Origin of the sequence: Flavobacterium calami (assembly GCF_038290035.1) — a bacterium.
GTDB lineage: Bacteria > Bacteroidota > Bacteroidia > Flavobacteriales > Flavobacteriaceae > Flavobacterium > Flavobacterium calami.
In genome coordinates, this window is the sequence record NZ_JBBYHS010000003.1 from 58,644 (window position 1) to 75,640 (window position 16,997).

Sequence of the window (16,997 nt, forward strand, 5' to 3'; positions counted from 1 at the left end):
TTTTTCTTACTTTATTTTAATACTTTTATATCATGAAAGTATTAAATTTCCCTCTAACTAAAATTACAATTTGCTTTATAATCGGCATTTTGACAACTTATTACCTACAGCTCAGTTTATTTTTTATAAATTCTGCTGTAATTACCTTATTATTTTTGTTTACAGTTTTCTACTTTTTATCACGAAATCAGAAAAAATTTATCCTGCTTTTTAGTCTGAATACTTATTTGCTTTCCTTTTTCGTTGGTTGCCTAACAGTGCTTTTCCACACAGAATCATTACACAAAACAAATTATACGCATTGTAAAAAAGCTTTTGAAAACCCACAACAAATAACACTATGTTTACGCGAAAAATTAAAAAGCAATGATTACAATGACAGGTACATCGCTCAAATTAGCCAAATTGAAGATCAACATTATTCAGGAAGAATTATAGTAAATATTCAAAAAGACAGTTTCCCCAATTTACTTTCAATCGGAAATATAATCCGTTTAAAAACTACTTTACAAAACAACAATTCTCCCAAAAACCCAAATCAGTTTGATTACAGTAAATATTTAAAAGACAAGCAGATTTATGCACAGGTTTATGTCACAAAATCTGAAATCCGTATTAGCAAAACAATAAAAAAGGATATTTGGTATTATTCTGCAAAATTACATTCAAGAATTGTAAGCAATCTTAACAAGCAACATTTTAACCCTACCGAAATGAATGTAGCTCTGGCTCTCATTTTAGGACAAAGGCAAGAAATAGCAGCAGATATTATTCAGGATTATCAATTTTCGGGTGCTACACATATACTTTCTGTTTCAGGACTGCATGTTGGATTTATAATGCTGATTATTAATTTTATTTTAAAACCTGTTGGTAACACCCGTAAAGGTTCTTTTATAAAACTGACCGCCATATTAGCATCGTTGTTTATTTTCGCTGTAATTTCGGGTCTATCTCCCTCTGTTTTGCGTTCGGTTGTAATGTTTTCATTTCTGGCAGTTGGAAATCATTTGCGCAGGGGTGATAACAGCTATCACACCTTATTGGTCTCACTGCTTTTAATATTACTGTTTGAGCCTTATTTTTTATTTGATGTCGGTTTTCAGCTAAGTTATCTTGCTCTGTTTTTTATTTTTTGGCTGCATCCTCTCCTGAAAGATACATGGAATCCTAAAAATAAAATAATGATGCATATCTGGAATGTTCTCAGTGTTTCGTTTGCAGCACAAATTGGAACCTTGCCACTTTGTTTATACTATTTTCACCAATTTCCAGGATTATTTTTTGTAACAAATATCCTTATCATTCCGGTTTTATTTATCGTGATGATTGTGGGGATAGTTGTAATGGTCCTGACCATTTTTAATATTGTCCCGTTATTTTTTATTCAAATTTTAGAAAAAAGCATTTATATCCTAAATAAAATTATTCACCTTGTTGCTTCCTTTGATTCTTTTGTAATCAGAGACATTAGCTTTAACAGCTACTATCTGTTTTCGTTTTATTTATGTATAATTCTTAGTATCATCTGGATAAAAAGACCTCATTTTTTTAAATTAACAGCAGTTCTATGTGCTGTCATCATACTGCAGTTATCATTTATTTTCACCAAGAAAGAAATACAAAACCATAAAGAAATCATTGTGTACAACGTGAAGAAAAAAACAATTATTTCGGAAAGAAGCGGAAAAGAGGTTACCCTTTTTTGTACTGACAGCTTTTTTAAAAAATCACCACAAAACACTATTTTAAATTCCTATCTGACGGGTAATTTTAGTCATTTAAAAAAGACTCTAAAAGTTAAAAACACTTTATATTTTAACAATAAAAAGATTTATATTATTGACAGTACAGGAGTTTATCCTAAAAAGATACAGCCAGATATCCTACTATTAATTCAGTCTCCTAAAATTAATCTGGATCGTGTTTTAAAAAATTTACATCCTAAAATAATCATTTCAGACGCATCCAATTCTTATTCAATTCAAAAACTTTGGAAAACAACCTGTCAAAAACAAAAAATCCCTTTTCACAGTATTAGTGAAAAAGGATTTTACAAATTAAACTAAGTAATTAATTATAACTTTTATTCAATATTAAATCAGAATCGTGTATCCAGCCATCTACTCCGCCCAAATTATAAGGCAATTTGCCTAATATGTTAAAAGCTCTTTCATCATTTCTTACAAATGCCTTTGCAAGGTAAACTTCTGGGTAATTTTGAACTCCAAAGGCTCTTTTTAATTTAATATTCTGATCTCTTTCTTCGGTTGATTCTTCTGTCTCAGAAAAGTCAAGTTTAAGTAAAACAACATTTTTACGGGACCATTTTTCAAAATCTTCAGTTTTAAAAACTTCATTTTGCAAATCTTCCGGTGCATCTGCTGATGTGAATAAAATAAGTATAGGTTTTTTTACTTCATTGCTTAGAATTATTGCATCGGTAATGTTGGTTTTCCAATCTAATCCCTGCGGTTTCATTGAAATGCTAATCAAAAAAAATAATGGAATAAGTAATTTTCGGCTCATATTAAATTGTTTTTCGGTTGTATTTAAAAAACTAAATTAATATAAATAAACATCAAAAGTCCATTTTTAAAAACAAATGTCATATGCAAAATGTATTAAAATGGGATTAATTATTTATGACTAAAATTTTAAATTAAATTAAATTTTTAGCGCTTTAAAATTCAAAAAATTCAACTGTTCTTAACCTTATTTATACAAAAAACCCTCCTTAGCAATTGCCAAAAAGGGTTGTACAAATAAAGTAAAAGCTTTTATTTAAGTTTATTCACTTGGGTGTAAAATAGCTTCTGATTCCGCAATCCATGCCTTGGCTCCTCCTGGTTTGTACCCAATTTTCCCAAGCGCCTGAAATGTTGTTTTATTTTTTCTGATTGAAGCACTTGCAAAACACACTTCTGGCAAATCTTCCACACCGAATGCATTTTTAAGTTTTACATTTTGCTCTTTATCAGTATCAGACGCATTCATATCAGATAAATCCAGTTTAACCAATATAACATTATCTCTTGACCAGACAGCAAAATCCGGTGTTTTAAAAACTTCATTTTGAAGATTATTTGGAGCACTTGAAGCAGTAAAAAAAATCAACATTGGTTTATTCTCTTCATTACTGGCAGCTATAGCGGAATCCATACTTGTTTTCCAGACTAAATTTTGTGCGTTTGAACTTATTGCTCCCAAAAAGATAATTAGTACAAGTAGTTTTTTAATCATAGTATAAAAGATTTGGTTAGTTAGCAAAACGAAATTAACATTATATTTTAATTCTACAAGATTTTTTACTACTAAAAATATATAATGTGTTTTTTTTATTCTAATATTTTATCAAAATACAATATTTAACAAAATAAACCTTAAAACTTTCCTCTTTACACAAAAAAAAATCCTCTCACTTTTGTCGTGAGAGGATTTTCATTATTTCTTAAAAATGATTTTTACATTTTTTGGGTTTTAATTATTCCGTTGGCTACTGCCAGCCATGCTGTTGGCCCACCGGCTACATAACCGGTATTTCCCAGACCTTTAAAGTTTACTTTTCCATCTTTACTTTCTGCAGTTGCAAAATGAACGGTTGGATACCCACGAATTGCAAAAGCTTGCTGTAATTCAGTATTTTGATTTTTAATTTCCGGAGTCTGAGCAGTTCGCTTAGGATAATCCAATTCAACCAAAATCACATTTTCCTTTGCCCATTTTTGAAATTCAGGCGTTTTTAGCACCTCATTTTGCAAACGAATACACCAACCACACCAGTCACTACCAGTAAAAAACATCATCAAAGGTTTTTTTTCCTTATTGCTTATCGCAATTGCCTCCCTGACATCTGTATGCCAATTCAGCTCCTGAGCTTCTACAGCAAATGAACCTATTATAAAAAATGCTAGTATAAATATTTTTTTCATTTGATTTTAATTTTCTTCAAATTTAAATAAAAAATAATACCGCTGGTTATCTCACACCATGCATTAATTTCTTAATGACAGGCGTCATCAAAATTGAAAATAAAGCAACCAAAATTGATATAATAGTCAGCATCCAAAAGAAATAACTTAAACCATGCTCATTGGCAATTTTATCAATGTTCTCTCCAAACATACCTGCACCTTTCATTCCGATTGCTACAGCCAGATACCAGACCCCAAACATAAAGGCAATCATACGGGCGGGAACTAATTTACTAACGTACGAAAGTCCAACCGGAGAAATACAAAGCTCTCCCATTGTATGAAAAAGATAAACCAGAATCAGCCAGATCATACTTACCGAAGCTGTTTTTGCACCCGGCTCGATACCATTTGCACCAAAAGCAACACAAGCCATTCCTAATGCAAGTAACCCCATTCCGATACCATATTTTAAATTTGCAGAAGGATTGTATTTACTTTCCCACCATTTAGAAAATAATGGAGCCAACGAAATGATAAACAATGAATTTAAAGTAGAAAACCATGTCGCAGGAACTTCAGTAAGAGGTGCCGTAACCTTATCAATTTTTAAAGCTTGCAATGTTGTATCTGATAACGTTAAATACCCTGCGGTATAGTAATCTTTAACCAGCATCCAGATTGCTATTGCCCAAATAATAACAAAACTAATACTCAAAATAATATTAGCTATAGCATATAATTTAAAAGTCTGTTTAAACAATAAAATTAAAACCCAAGTAATAATAACCAAAGGTAAAATCGTAATTAATGAATTCACGACTAAAAATATTACACTCCAGTTTCCAACCAAAACACGATCCGTATAATCGCTGGCAAAAATGGTCAAACTGTTTGGAGACTGCTCAAAAATGGCCCAAAAAAAGATTGTCAGAAAAGCGAAGAAAGTTACTGCTATTAATTTTTCCTTAGTAATTTTAGAATATTGAGTAAATCTGTACACCAACAAAACAATAAAAACAATCAATGCAGAAAGTATCGCAATTGAATTTCCGTTATCCCCAAGGAAAGAAAAAATATTTACTTTTCCTCCTGATATTTTTGCTGCAGGATCATTTACAAGCCATAATAACGCTACAATTGAAGAAAATGCTATTGCCGCCAATTGCAATGGTGAAAAAGGATTCCTTTTGTCTGTATCTAAAGCCTCAGCTTTTGCTTTACTTTCTTTGTTAGGTTTTAAACCAATATCTCCAAATATATTTTGAGACAGCCAAAACTGCAACATTCCGAAGAACATAAAAATTCCTGCCAAACCGAAACCATAACTCCAGCCTACCTTTTCTCCTAAATAACCACAAAGCAGAATTCCGAAAAAAGCACCGGCATTCACACCCATGTAAAACAAAGTGTAAGCTCCGTCTTTCTTTTCAGGACGGTCTTTGTACATTTCTGAAACAATAGAAGTCATATTTGGTTTAAAAAAACCATTCCCAAAAACCAATAATACTAAACCAAGGTAGATAGAAAATTCTGTTTCAACTGCCATAGAAGCATGTCCCAAGGTCATTAAAACTGCGCCGACTACAACAGCCCAGCGAAAACCAATTACTTTATCGGCAAAATAACCTCCAAGCATGGTAGACAGATAAACCAACCCTACATAAGAACCGAAAAGCGCAGAAGCATTTTCACGAGTCCATCCCCAGCCGCCATCTACAAAAGAAGTGGTTAAAAATAATATCAATAGTGAACGCATTCCGTAAAATGAAAAACGCTCCCACATCTCTGTAAAAAATAAAACGAATAAACCGGCAGGATGTCCTAAAACGGTACTCTTAAAAAATTGATCTGTATTGTTCTGACTCATCTATATTAATTGTTTAATTCTTTATCAACTCCGTGCATTAATTTTTTAATTACTGGTGAAAGGGCGAACAAGACAATTCCAAAACCAATACCTGTATAAAAAAGATATTCAAAAAGCACTAAGTAACTTTGTTTTGCTAAATTTAAGTCAGGAGCCGTACCATTAGAAGTATCAACGGATGCTATATTTGCCAAAATTGATGCTATAAATTCAGAACTTGCCGTAGCTAAAAACCAAACTCCCATCATAAAACCTACAATTTTTGAAGGCGATAATTTTGTTACGGCAGAAAGCCCTACAGGAGACAAACACAATTCACCACATGTATGTAAAAAGTAAGTAAGTATTAACCAAATCATGGCTACTTTTCCAAGCCCTGACAAACTAATCCCTAAAACCAACGAACCAAAACCCAATCCTACAAGCAATAAAGCCATAGAAAATTTCACGGCTGTATTTGGATTATATTTTCCAAGTTTCACCCATAACCAGGCAAAAACAGGAGCTAATAATATAATAAATAAAGCATTAAAACTTAGAAACTGTCCTGCAGAAATAGTATGCCCAAAAAAGTCTCTGTCTAAAATCCTGTCAGCAAATAAATTTAATGATGTGTAAGCCTGTTCGAATAATGCCCAGAAAATCACTGTAAAAACAATCAAAATGGTCAAAGCAATCAATTGTTCTCTGGCTTTTTTATCTAATTGCGTAATACTATAATAAATGATATAAACAAACGAAGCTGCTCCAGCAATCATTAATGAATAAGAAACCACTTCATGACGCTGAACCATTTGCCAAAAAACCAAAGCCGACAAAACGCTCACAGCATAAATAATCCATTCGATTTTTAAACCAAAAGATTTTTTTTCTAATAATTCCGGTACTTTTGATTCCCCTTTTCCTTTCAATAATTTTCTTCCTGAAATAAAAGTCAATAAACCAAAAAACATCCCTACACCTGCAGCACCAAATCCGTAACTCCATCCATATTTTTCTCCAAGCCATACGCAAATTAAAGTCGCCAAAAAAGAGCCTAGGTTTATACCCATATAAAACAGAGTGAATCCGGAATCTCTTCTTTTATCTCCAACCTCATACAATTCACCTACCAAAGATGAAATATTGGCCTTAAGAAAACCAACACCCACAATTATTAAAGAAAGTGAAAAATAAAATATCTGTAAAGCGACATCATCCCGTGTAATTTCTCCAGTAACTGACTGTGTAGCAGCATTTCCTTCATAAGCCATTCCTAAATGACCTAATACCAACATTATTCCGCCAAATACGATTGCTTTTCTAAAACCTAAATACCGGTCAGCTATAAAACCTCCAATTACTGGAACTGCATACACTAATGCAGCATAACTTCCTATTAACAGATTTCCGTTTACGTCAGTGAAAAGATGGTAACGCGTTAAATAAAAAATTAATAATGCTTTCATTCCGTAAAATGAAAACCGTTCCCACATTTCCGTGAAAAACAATATAAAAAGTGCTTTTGGATGTCCAAAAAATTCTTCCTTGTTTGCCGAGATATTTGTCATAAAGCGCTTATTATTATAAATTTTCTTTAATAAAGTTAGTCATTTTATTATACAATTGAATTCTGGTTTTCCCCCCATAAATACCATGATTCTTATCCGGATATATCTGAGAATCGAATTGTTTATTTGCCTGAATCAAAGCTTCCATCATTTGCATCGAATTTTGCACATGAACGTTATCATCACCTGAACCGTGAATCAAAAGAAATTTCCCTTTTAATTTGCTTACGTGATTAATCGGGGAATTATTATCATAGCCACTCGAATTTTCCTGTGGAGTCTGCATGTATCTTTCGGTATAAACACTATCATAAAAACGCCAGTTGGTTACCGGAGCAACGGCGATTGCCATTTTAAACACATCGGCTCCCTGAAAAATACAGTTTGAAGCCATAAATCCGCCATAGCTCCATCCGAAAATTCCAATTCTTGAAGCATCAACATAAGGATAAGCACCGATAACTTTAGCTGCATCAATCTGATCTTCTACCTCAAACTTCCCTAATTCTTTTTGTGTTACCTTTTTAAAATCAGCTCCTTTAAAGCCTGTTCCTCTTCCGTCAACACAAGCCACAATGTAACCTTGCTGTGTAAGCGATAAAAACCAATAATCATCAGTATTATTCCAGTCGTTATTTACCTGTTGAGATCCAGGACCAGAATATTGGTACATAAAAACAGGGTATTTTTTAGAAGGATCAAAATCTTTTGGCTTCAAAATCCAGGCATTTAACTCATTTCCTTTAGCCGTTTTTAAAACAAAGAACTCTTTTTTTGGCAGATTATAAGCTTCCAATTTAGTAGCTAGAGCTTTATTATCTTCGATTACCTGAATTTCCTTTCCGGTTTTCGCTTCATTTAAAGTATAAGTAGTAGGCTGTAAATTACTAGAGAAAGTAGTAATAAAATATTGAAAATTTGGACTGAAAGTCGCTGCATTTGTTCCCGTTTTGACAGCCAAAGCTGTTTTATTTTTTCCGTCTAATGAAATACGGTAAACTGCTCTGTTGATAGAACCATTTTCTGTAGACTGGTAGAAAATAGTTTTTGTTTTTTCGTCGAAACCGTAGTATGAAGTTACTTCCCAGTTCCCTTTTGTAACCTGATTTTTAAGTTTTCCGGTTTTATCATACACATAAATATGATTGAATCCGTCTTTTTCGCTGGTCCAGATAAAACCATTATCTTTTAAGAAAGTCAAATTATCCGTAACATCTACATACGCCTTGTCTTTTTCATTTAAGACAACCTTTGCTGTAGCTGTACTTCCATCAACAAATAACAAATCCAGATTGTCCTGGTGACGGTTTAAAACCTGAGCAGATAAGGTATTGTTATCATTTGTCCATTGCAGTCTTGCAATATAAAAATCATTGTAATTTGCTAAATCAACTTTTTTAGTACTATTTCCGGCTACATCAAAGATGTGCAAAGATACCTCAGAGTTTTTTTCTCCCGCTTTAGGATATTTAAAAGTTTCAATTGTTGGATATAAATCTTTATGAAACATAGACATTGAGAACTCCGGAACCTGACTCTCATCAAAACGGATATAAGCTATTTTTTTACTGTCTTTACTCCAGTCAAACGCCCGGACAAAGGCAAATTCTTCTTCATAAACCCAATCCGTAATACCGTTTATAACTGCATTTTTCTTTCCATCTGTAGTAACTGCAACCGATTTTTTTGATGCTATATCATACACATAAAGATTATTTTCTTTAGCATAAGCAATTTTAGTTCCGTCTGGAGAAAAAGTCGGCTCCTGAATCTGAAAGTCGAAAAGTTTCGTTAAAGATTTAGAAGCAATATCATATAAAAAATAATCTGCTGTAAACGAGTGACGAAATATCTGACTGGAATTACAGGCAATTAAAATCTTTTTTTCAGAAGCATCAAATGTGTAGCTGTCTATTCCGTCTGCAAGAGCTGCATGATTTTTAGTATCTATTAGGTTTGATACTTTTTTTAGAGTAGCAAAATCATACAAATCAATCTGCATACTTCTGCTGGACTGATCTACATTTAAAACCGTATATTGATTGGTGTTTTTTAAAGATTGCAATTCATCCATTCCTTTTGTCCGAAAAGCACCGCTATAAATATTTTCAACGGTAATTTTTTGCTGTCCAAAAGCAGTCGCAACCAGTAACAAAAATATCAGAGTAATTCTACCTGTATTCATTAGCATTATTTTGTTTAAAAAAGAGTCCAATTTTAATGAAAAAAATAAACATAATACACATTTTAACTGTTAAATGTTAAAAAAAATACATTTACATCCTTTTCAAATTTTAAATAGATTACAAACAAAACTCTTAAATTGGTATCTTTGCCGCAACATTATTATTTAATATACTGAGAATGAACAACGCTGTTGCCGGATTTTCTAAATTATCCAAAAAAGAAAAAATCAACTGGATTGCCAAAGAATTTTTTTCAAACCCAGAAGAAGCACAAAATATAATAAGAAATTACTGGAATTCAGACGAAAAGCTTCAGCAACTACATGATGAATTTATAGAAAATACCATTACCAATTTTTATATTCCGCTTGGTGTAGCTCCCAATTTTTTAATCAACGGAAACTACAAAACCATTCCAATGGCAATTGAAGAAAGCTCTGTAGTCGCAGCAGCATCAAAATCAGCCAAATACTGGGCAACCCGCGGCGGATTTAAAGCTACAGTTATTGATACCGAAAAAATTGGACAGGTTCATTTTACTTTCAAAGGGGAAGCCGAAAAACTGATAGCCTTTTTCAATGACATAAAACCAAAATTTTTCTCAGAAACGCAAAGCATTACCAAAAACATGCAACAACGTGGCGGAGGAATACTTGATATACAATTAAAAGACAAGCGAAATTTACTCGAAAATTATTTTCAGCTTCATGCAAACTTTGAAACAAAAGACAGTATGGGAGCCAATTTTATCAACTCCTGCCTGGAGCAGTTTGCTTTTACTTTAAAAGAAGAAGCCCAAAAATCTGGTTTCGAAATTCAGGTAATCATGAGCATTTTGTCAAATTATGTGCCCAACTGTATTGTAAGAGCCGAAGTTTCCTGCCCGGTAGAAGATTTAACAGAAAAACATATTTCGAATCCTGAGGATTTTGCACAGCGTTTTGTACAAGCCGTGCAAATTGCCGAAGCAGAGCCTTTCAGAGCTGTAACACACAATAAAGGTATTATGAATGGTGTCGATGCCGTAATTCTGGCAACAGGAAACGATTTCAGGGCAGTCGAAGCCGGTGTACATGCTTACGCTTCACGAAACGGGCAATATTCAAGTTTATCGCATGCCAAAATTGAAAACGGAATTTTTACTTTTTGGTTAGAAATCCCATTGGCATTAGGAACCGTTGGCGGACTAACTTCATTACATCCCTTAGTAAAATTATGTCTCGAAATGCTCGAAAAACCATCTGCAGAAGAACTGATGCAAATAGTAGCCGTCGCTGGTCTGGCACAAAATTTTGCTGCTTTGAGATCGCTAACTACAACCGGAATTCAGGAAGGCCACATGAAAATGCACCTGAACAACATCATGAACCAGTTTGAAGCCAACGAAGAGGAGCGTCATTTAATTAAAACACATTTTAAAAAAACCGCTGTATCCCATAGTGCTGTAGTGGAGTTTATTGAAAATTTAAGAAAATAATTAGAAGCTATTCCCGCTATTCGTTGCAATCTTTTGCGCCGAACCCCGGCACAAAAGGATTTACACTACTATCGGGGCTAAAAACACAGCATGAAAACAACCTTTTACAGTAACGGAAAACTTCTAATTACAGGAGAATATTTAGTTCTCGACGGAGCTAAAGCCTTGGCATTACCTACCAAATTTGGGCAAAACCTAATTGTCGAAAATGGTTCAAATCAGGAAATCGAATGGAAAAGCTACAACATCGATGAAAAAATCTGGTTTGAAGATACTATTTCTTTTAATGAAATAATTAATAATGTAAAGGCCGAAACAGAAACAGTAAAAACAACCCTGCTTAATATTCTGCATGAAGCCTATCTCTTAAATCCAGCTTTCATTGAAAATGCTGATGGTTACAAAGTCACCACAGAACTTACCTTTCCTAAAAACTGGGGATTAGGCACTTCTTCGACTTTATTAAACAACATAGCCCAGTGGACACAAATTGATGCTTTTACTTTGCTTAAAAACAGTTTTGGAGGCAGTGGTTACGATATTGCCTGTGCGCAGAATGATTCACCTGTTATCTATCGTTTAGAAAATAATCTCCCAATCGTTGAGCCAATAAGCTTTCATCCAGATTTTACCGAAAGCATTTATTTTGTTTATCTAAATAAAAAGCAAAGTAGCAAAACCGCAGTAAATGCCTACTATAAAAACAAGAACATTCATTTAGCCAAAAATATAATTGCCAACAACAAAATTACCGATGCAGTTATCAAGGCAAAAACATTAAAAGAGTTTGCTCATGCTTTAGAAAATCACGAAATACACTTGAGTGACATACTGGAATTGCAGACTATTAAAGAAAAGGCTTTTCCTGATTTTGATGGAGCAATCAAAAGTCTTGGTGCCTGGGGCGGAGATTTCGTAATGATTGTTTCTAAAGAAAATCCGACAGCGTATTTTAGCTCGAGAGGATACGAAACTATTCTTTCTTACGATGAAATGATTTTATAAAAGTAAAGATTCTCCTTAATTTGCCTTTTTATCTTTTGTATGTTTCGTCTGAAGTCTGCGAACCTTTTGATTTTCCTGCTCATTAGATTCGATAAGCGTGTTGTGCAAACGTTCTGCCATCTTTTCTATGCTGTTTGTAATAGAATCGTAAACCAATTCCATTCTGCGGTGTTTTTCTTCCTTTACTGCTTTCAAAACATCTTCCACAAAAACCTTATCGTATTTTTCAGCGACAGAATCACGTGTGTTGGTCAGTCTGATAACATAATCATTACTGAGTATGGTAACTTTAAAATGCTGCTCTTCGTTGCTTAAGTAGTATTTCCCTCCTAATTCATCAACATTTATATCAGTACTGCTAACTTTTAAAAGTTCTGTAATTATTCCATAAATATGATTTTCAATTTTGGAATACACTTTAGCTTTTTTTCTAAAAAACTTAAACATATAAATTAAAATACCTGATTATTAAAGCATTTATCCCGCATCTTCTTTTTTAGTTTTATTGGGAATTTACAACCCCAAATTTATTTTGTTAAAACAAAAATTCTGACAAATTAAATGCAATATTTTGAATATCCCAAATTTTTTAAATCATATTTCTATTATTCCTATATGATATTAGAAAAACCGTTCGTTGCTATCGAAATAAAATCTTACAAACTCATTTTTAAACAAAGAAAACCCCAAAACCTTTAATGGTTTTGGGGTTTATATTTTTAGTTTATTACTTAAAACTAGTAATTAAAATCTAATCTATTATCTTCAATTTTAGCATTGTTTTTCAAAGCTGGTAAAATTCTGCTCGCATCAGATGCGCTTTGAGCTTTTACTTTTGACACATATTCAGCATGATTTTGCAATGCTGGTGCTTTTACAGTACTAATGTTTTTTACAACATAAACTCCGGTATTCCCTTCAATAGGTGCAGATACTTTATTCGCAGCCAATGCAAATGCATTACCTACAACTTTAGGCTCCTGCCCAACTCCACCAGGTAAAACCGGGTTATCTAAAGTAACATTGGTTGCCTGCTGTACTTTTACACCTGCAGTTTTAGCAATAGCATCGATATTAGAGCCAGTCATTTTAGCTTTTAACAGCTCTGCTTTTTTCTTGTTTTTAAGAATTGGCTCTACATAAGGTCTTGCTAAAGTAACAGAGACTAAACCTGATTGGTTTTCGCTTTTGTACTGAGCAATTACGTGTCCAATATTAGCGATTTCAAAACGTTTTACATCTCCTTCTTTGGTTTCTTTATCAAATGCCCATCTTACAATAGTACGTTGGTTTCCTAACGGGCCAAAAGACTCATCCATAGCTTTAGCCGATACGGGAGCTTCAACTTTTAATCCTAATTGTTTAGCAGTAGCATTGAAATCTTTATCAGCAGCATCCATTTCAAATTTAGTTGCCAATGTAAACACTTTATCAGATGTAGCTTCAGAAGGCTGAATTTTCTGTGCAATTGTAGCTAAACGAATTCCGTCTTGTTTGTCTGTAATTTTAATAATGTGAAATCCAAAAGGAGTTTCAACTAAACCAACTTTTCCAATTCCGTTATTGAATACAAAATCATTGAATGGTTTTACCATCTGGTTTGGACCGAAATATCCTAAATCACCACCCTGCTGTGCAGAAGAATCATCAGAACTTGTAAAAGCCAGCATCATAAAACTGTCCGGATTAGCCTGAACTTGTTTTAAAATATCCTCAGCTTTAGCTTTCGCTTCTTCTTTAGTTCTTTTTTCTTTTTGGTTTGGAGTCTGAGATCCTTCATATCCGATTAAGATGTGGCTTGCTTTTGCATTAACACCTGCTTTAAACCCTAATGATTTAGAAATTGCATAGTATTTTCCAAAAACATATGGCCCATAAATTTGACCCGGAGCTAAACTGAATATTTTATCAGCATCAACAGCAGGCAGAGAATTTTTAGGGATATAAGTTGAATCGTAAGGAATGTCAGAGTTTGAATTTACAAATTCAGCAATGTTTGTCGCATTTCTGAAACCTGGTAATGTATCATTTTTACCAGTTTTAGCATTGTACTCTACTCTTCCGTTTAATAAAGAAGTGATTTTAGCTTTAATTTCAGCTTCATCTTGTTTTGAAGGCTTGTCTTCTACTAAAACATACTGGATTTCTCGAGTCGCATCTGCTTTAAATTTTTTCTCATTCTTCTTCATGTAGTCAACGATTTCTGAATCAGAAATTTTTACTTCACTGTCTTTGATAGAAGAATATAAAGCTGCAACATATGCAAAGTTCACTTTGTTGGCTTCCATTTCATATTTTAGCTTTCCTTCACTTGCAGTAGTATACAAACCTGATTTTACAAGTGTGCTGTAAATTTGAAACTTAGCATTTAAAGTTGCGTCTTTTTCTTTTTCAGTAATAAACTGAGCTGCTTCAGGATTTGCTTTGAAGTATTCTTTGAACTTATTAACATCAAACATCCCTGCTGCATTTAAGAACATCGGGTTTTTACCAATATTAGGATCTGCTTTTAAAACTTCCAAAAGGTGTTTTTCTCCAACTCTAAGTCCAAGTTTATCAAACTGAGCTGATAATAATGCAATTGAAACCTCCTGATCCCATACTCTGTTTGCAGCTTCAGTGGAAGTAATTCCTTGCCCACTTTTTTCAACATTACTAACTTTAACCCTAAAGTCTTCAAATGAAATATCTTTTCCATCGATGCTTCCTACATCTTTTGAACTTTGACTAAAAGTACCGCTATTGAAAAGATCTTGTATTATAAATGCTAATAAAGCAAGTGCAATAACTCCTATCAATAATGCGGAACGCTGTCTAATTTTTGCTAAAACTGCCATTTTTATTATAGTTAATTTTATATTCAGTTTGCGAAAATACAATTATCTAGTTAATAACAATACAACTAGTGTTTTATTTTGCACATTTTTTTAAAATTAATAAAAAATTATTCTTTCAAAGTCATTTTTACCAATTCGATTTTCTTGTTGGAACATTCTTCTATTACAAATTGATAATTCCCAATGCTGATTTTTTCTCCTCTTTGCGGAATATCTTTTGTAAAATCCATAATAAAACCACCCAGGGTACCATAAGAATCATTTTCGGGAATTCCCAGATTATAATTCTCATTCAGATATTCAACCTCCAATCTTGCCGAAAACAGGTATTCTCTTTCTTTTAATCGTTTTTCAATTAGTTCTTCGTCCAGGTCATGCTCGTCCTCGATTTCCCCGAAAAGCTCCTCTACAATATCTTCAATTGTAATAATCCCGGAAGTTCCTCCGTATTCATCCAGAACAACAGCAACATTTTTTCTTTTTTTTATAAGCTGGCTCAGAGCGTCTTTTATCAAAATGGTTTCAGGCACAAATTCTACAGCCATTAAAACTGATTTTATTGTATTTGGTTTTTTAAACAAATCAAAGGAATGCACATAGCCCACAATATCGTCAAGAGAATTTTGACTCACTATAATTTTAGAATAGCCTGTTTCAATAAACAAAGCTTTAAGATCAGCAACACTATCAAACAAATCTATATCAACAATCTCTGTTCTTGGCGTCATGACATCCCTTGCTTTCACTCCCGAGAACTCTAACGCATTCTGGAAAATCTGAATTTCAGAATCAACTTCTTCTTTATCTTCAACAGAATTCATTTGCTCTGCAATGTAATTTCCTAATTCTATTTTACTAAAATACAATTGCGCCCGGTCTCCTTCTGTTTTAAAAAATTTCTTTAGGATAAAATCGGAAATCCAGATAAAAAAGATCGAAATATAATAAAATAACCTATAAAAAATATAAGCCGGAATTGCGAAAAACCTGATTAGGGAGTTGGCATAAATCTGAAAAAAAACTTTTGGAAAAAACTCCGCAGTTATTAAAACAATAAAGGTGGAAATTAAAGTCTGAAGTAATAAGTTGTTATAAACAGAAAATTGAAATCCGGAATCTGTAATATATTTAAAAATCAGATTTCCAGTAAAAAAACCATACACAACTAATGCTATAGTATTGCCTACAAGCATTGCTGCAATAAATCTTGATGGTTTTTCGGTAAGTCTGGATAATATACGGGAAATAAAATTATCCTGTTTCTTTTCTATCTCAAGGTAAATTTTATTAGAGGAAACAAAGGCTATTTCCATTCCTGAAAAAAAGGCTGACAGTATTAAACACGTTATTATAATACCTATTTCCATTTTTTACTGTTTCTTGTTGCGGTCTTCAAATTTTTTAGCAAATTTTCTTCTGAAGAAAAACATAAAAACCCCCATGCCAGCAATCAAAAAACTAAGCCAGGGAGTGTCATTCCCGGCATTTATTTTTGTTATTGCATCGTATATAAAAAGAACTGCAACAATAAGATAAGCGTACTGTGTATATTTTAAATAACCCATAATTTTATTTTATTCTTCACCGGCTTCAATTTCGCCGCTTACTCTTTGTGAATTTATCACTTTAAAATCTTTACTAAAATCTATTCCCTGACCATTTGAGACCCCTTTGGCATCCGTAAGCTTAAACTTTCTTTCGGTATAAAACCATTCATTTTTCTGATCAAAGTACAATTGTTCTGTTTCAAGCATCTGCCCCTCTTCTGAAGTGATTTTTACTTTTCCCTGAAGATCAATAATTCCGGTTTCCTTATACGAAACAGCATAATTTGCGACTATAAAAGTACGTTTTTGCTTTTTGTCGTACAAAGTTACATCAATCCCTTTTGGAAATTCCGTAAAAGGAAAATCAACACCAGAATAATCCAGCATCTTACGGCTTTTTAAAACACCCGTTATTCGCCCGGAATCTGTATATTTTATATTGACTGTATCTGCATCGGTTCCCGGTACAAATTCTGAAAAATTAATTTTCTGTACTTCTTTAAAATTACTTTCGCACCCAAAAAACAGTGTCACAGTAAAAACTGTGACAACGGTTATAAGATTATATTTTTTTGGTAAATTCATTTGCCAAATGTAGTAAATTGCAAAAG

14 protein-coding genes are annotated in these 16,997 nt (G+C 33.1%); 3 read left to right on the forward strand and 11 right to left on the reverse strand.

The annotated features are described in order from the left end of the window. Nucleotides 1-32 precede the first annotated feature (32 nt). Entirely contained in the window at nucleotides 33-2,069 is a 2,037-nt protein-coding gene (locus tag AAEO57_RS03250) for a ComEC/Rec2 family competence protein (RefSeq protein ID WP_341689425.1), read from the forward strand. A 4-nt stretch (nucleotides 2,070-2,073) separates the two neighbouring features. Here the strand turns inward: AAEO57_RS03250 and AAEO57_RS03255 are convergent, their stop codons facing one another. The 6 genes from AAEO57_RS03255 to AAEO57_RS03280 form a co-directional block, all read right to left on the reverse strand. After that, nucleotides 2,074-2,529 (reverse strand): thioredoxin family protein, encoded by a 456-nt coding sequence (locus AAEO57_RS03255; RefSeq protein ID WP_341689427.1) that lies wholly within the window; start codon nucleotides 2,527-2,529, stop codon nucleotides 2,074-2,076. Between the two features lie 261 nt (nucleotides 2,530-2,790). Continuing rightward, on the reverse strand, nucleotides 2,791-3,243 hold the full coding sequence (locus tag AAEO57_RS03260; RefSeq protein WP_341689429.1) for a thioredoxin family protein: 453 nt from the start codon (nucleotides 3,241-3,243) through the stop codon (nucleotides 2,791-2,793). A 221-nt stretch (nucleotides 3,244-3,464) separates the two neighbouring features. After that, nucleotides 3,465-3,932 carry a thioredoxin family protein gene (locus tag AAEO57_RS03265; protein ID WP_341689432.1) on the reverse strand — a complete coding sequence of 156 codons (468 nt, stop codon included), beginning with the start codon at nucleotides 3,930-3,932 and terminating at the stop codon, nucleotides 3,465-3,467. Nucleotides 3,933-3,978: 46 nt separating this feature from the next. After that, entirely contained in the window at nucleotides 3,979-5,784 is a 1,806-nt protein-coding gene (locus AAEO57_RS03270; RefSeq protein WP_341689434.1) for a peptide MFS transporter, read from the reverse strand. Nucleotides 5,785-5,789: 5 nt separating this feature from the next. Next, on the reverse strand, nucleotides 5,790-7,334 hold the full coding sequence (locus AAEO57_RS03275; RefSeq protein WP_341689436.1) for a peptide MFS transporter: 1,545 nt from the start codon (nucleotides 7,332-7,334) through the stop codon (nucleotides 5,790-5,792). 13 nt (nucleotides 7,335-7,347) lie between these two features. Beyond that, complete coding sequence (locus AAEO57_RS03280) at nucleotides 7,348-9,519, reverse strand: S9 family peptidase (protein WP_341689438.1); 2,172 nt, start codon at nucleotides 9,517-9,519, stop codon at nucleotides 7,348-7,350. A 179-nt stretch (nucleotides 9,520-9,698) separates the two neighbouring features. Here AAEO57_RS03280 and AAEO57_RS03285 point away from each other — a divergent pair, with 179 nt between their 5' ends. Then, a complete protein-coding gene (locus AAEO57_RS03285) occupies nucleotides 9,699-10,997 on the forward strand; it encodes a hydroxymethylglutaryl-CoA reductase, degradative (RefSeq protein ID WP_341689440.1) in 1,299 nt (432 codons plus the stop codon). Nucleotides 10,998-11,087: 90 nt separating this feature from the next. Beyond that, nucleotides 11,088-12,002: a GYDIA family GHMP kinase gene (locus AAEO57_RS03290; RefSeq protein ID WP_341689442.1), complete on the forward strand. Its 915-nt coding sequence runs from the start codon at nucleotides 11,088-11,090 to the stop codon at nucleotides 12,000-12,002. A 15-nt stretch (nucleotides 12,003-12,017) separates the two neighbouring features. Here AAEO57_RS03290 and AAEO57_RS03295 read toward each other — a convergent pair whose 3' ends face one another. The 5 genes from AAEO57_RS03295 to lptC form a co-directional block, all read right to left on the reverse strand. Continuing rightward, the gene (locus AAEO57_RS03295) at nucleotides 12,018-12,449 is read right to left on the reverse strand and encodes a hypothetical protein (RefSeq protein ID WP_163408999.1); all 432 of its coding nucleotides are present in this window, start codon (nucleotides 12,447-12,449) and stop codon (nucleotides 12,018-12,020) included. Between the two features lie 290 nt (nucleotides 12,450-12,739). Then, nucleotides 12,740-14,839, reverse strand: a complete 2,100-nt coding sequence (locus AAEO57_RS03300; RefSeq protein WP_341689448.1) for a peptidylprolyl isomerase — start codon at nucleotides 14,837-14,839, stop codon at nucleotides 12,740-12,742. 107 nt (nucleotides 14,840-14,946) lie between these two features. Next, a complete protein-coding gene (locus tag AAEO57_RS03305) occupies nucleotides 14,947-16,206 on the reverse strand; it encodes a hemolysin family protein (protein WP_341689450.1) in 1,260 nt (419 codons plus the stop codon). Nucleotides 16,207-16,209: 3 nt separating this feature from the next. After that, nucleotides 16,210-16,404 (reverse strand): hypothetical protein, encoded by a 195-nt coding sequence (locus AAEO57_RS03310; protein WP_341689452.1) that lies wholly within the window; start codon nucleotides 16,402-16,404, stop codon nucleotides 16,210-16,212. 9 nt (nucleotides 16,405-16,413) lie between these two features. Further along, nucleotides 16,414-16,971, reverse strand: coding sequence for an LPS export ABC transporter periplasmic protein LptC (lptC, locus tag AAEO57_RS03315; protein ID WP_341689454.1), 558 nt, complete (start codon nucleotides 16,969-16,971; stop codon nucleotides 16,414-16,416). Nucleotides 16,972-16,997: the final 26 nt, after the last annotated feature.

Coding starts and splice junctions, on each gene's coding strand:
- AAEO57_RS03250 (WP_341689425.1), top strand. CDS start 33: ATGAAAGTATTAAATTTCCCTCTAACTAAAATTACAATTTGCTTTATA.
- AAEO57_RS03255 (WP_341689427.1), bottom strand. CDS start 2,529: ATGAGCCGAAAATTACTTATTCCATTATTTTTTTTGATTAGCATTTCA.
- AAEO57_RS03260 (WP_341689429.1), bottom strand. CDS start 3,243: ATGATTAAAAAACTACTTGTACTAATTATCTTTTTGGGAGCAATAAGT.
- AAEO57_RS03265 (WP_341689432.1), bottom strand. CDS start 3,932: ATGAAAAAAATATTTATACTAGCATTTTTTATAATAGGTTCATTTGCT.
- AAEO57_RS03270 (WP_341689434.1), bottom strand. CDS start 5,784: ATGAGTCAGAACAATACAGATCAATTTTTTAAGAGTACCGTTTTAGGA.
- AAEO57_RS03275 (WP_341689436.1), bottom strand. CDS start 7,334: ATGACAAATATCTCGGCAAACAAGGAAGAATTTTTTGGACATCCAAAA.
- AAEO57_RS03280 (WP_341689438.1), bottom strand. CDS start 9,519: ATGAATACAGGTAGAATTACTCTGATATTTTTGTTACTGGTTGCGACT.
- AAEO57_RS03285 (WP_341689440.1), top strand. CDS start 9,699: ATGAACAACGCTGTTGCCGGATTTTCTAAATTATCCAAAAAAGAAAAA.
- AAEO57_RS03290 (WP_341689442.1), top strand. CDS start 11,088: ATGAAAACAACCTTTTACAGTAACGGAAAACTTCTAATTACAGGAGAA.
- AAEO57_RS03295 (WP_163408999.1), bottom strand. CDS start 12,449: ATGTTTAAGTTTTTTAGAAAAAAAGCTAAAGTGTATTCCAAAATTGAA.
- AAEO57_RS03300 (WP_341689448.1), bottom strand. CDS start 14,839: ATGGCAGTTTTAGCAAAAATTAGACAGCGTTCCGCATTATTGATAGGA.
- AAEO57_RS03305 (WP_341689450.1), bottom strand. CDS start 16,206: ATGGAAATAGGTATTATAATAACGTGTTTAATACTGTCAGCCTTTTTT.
- AAEO57_RS03310 (WP_341689452.1), bottom strand. CDS start 16,404: ATGGGTTATTTAAAATATACACAGTACGCTTATCTTATTGTTGCAGTT.
- lptC (WP_341689454.1), bottom strand. CDS start 16,971: ATGAATTTACCAAAAAAATATAATCTTATAACCGTTGTCACAGTTTTT.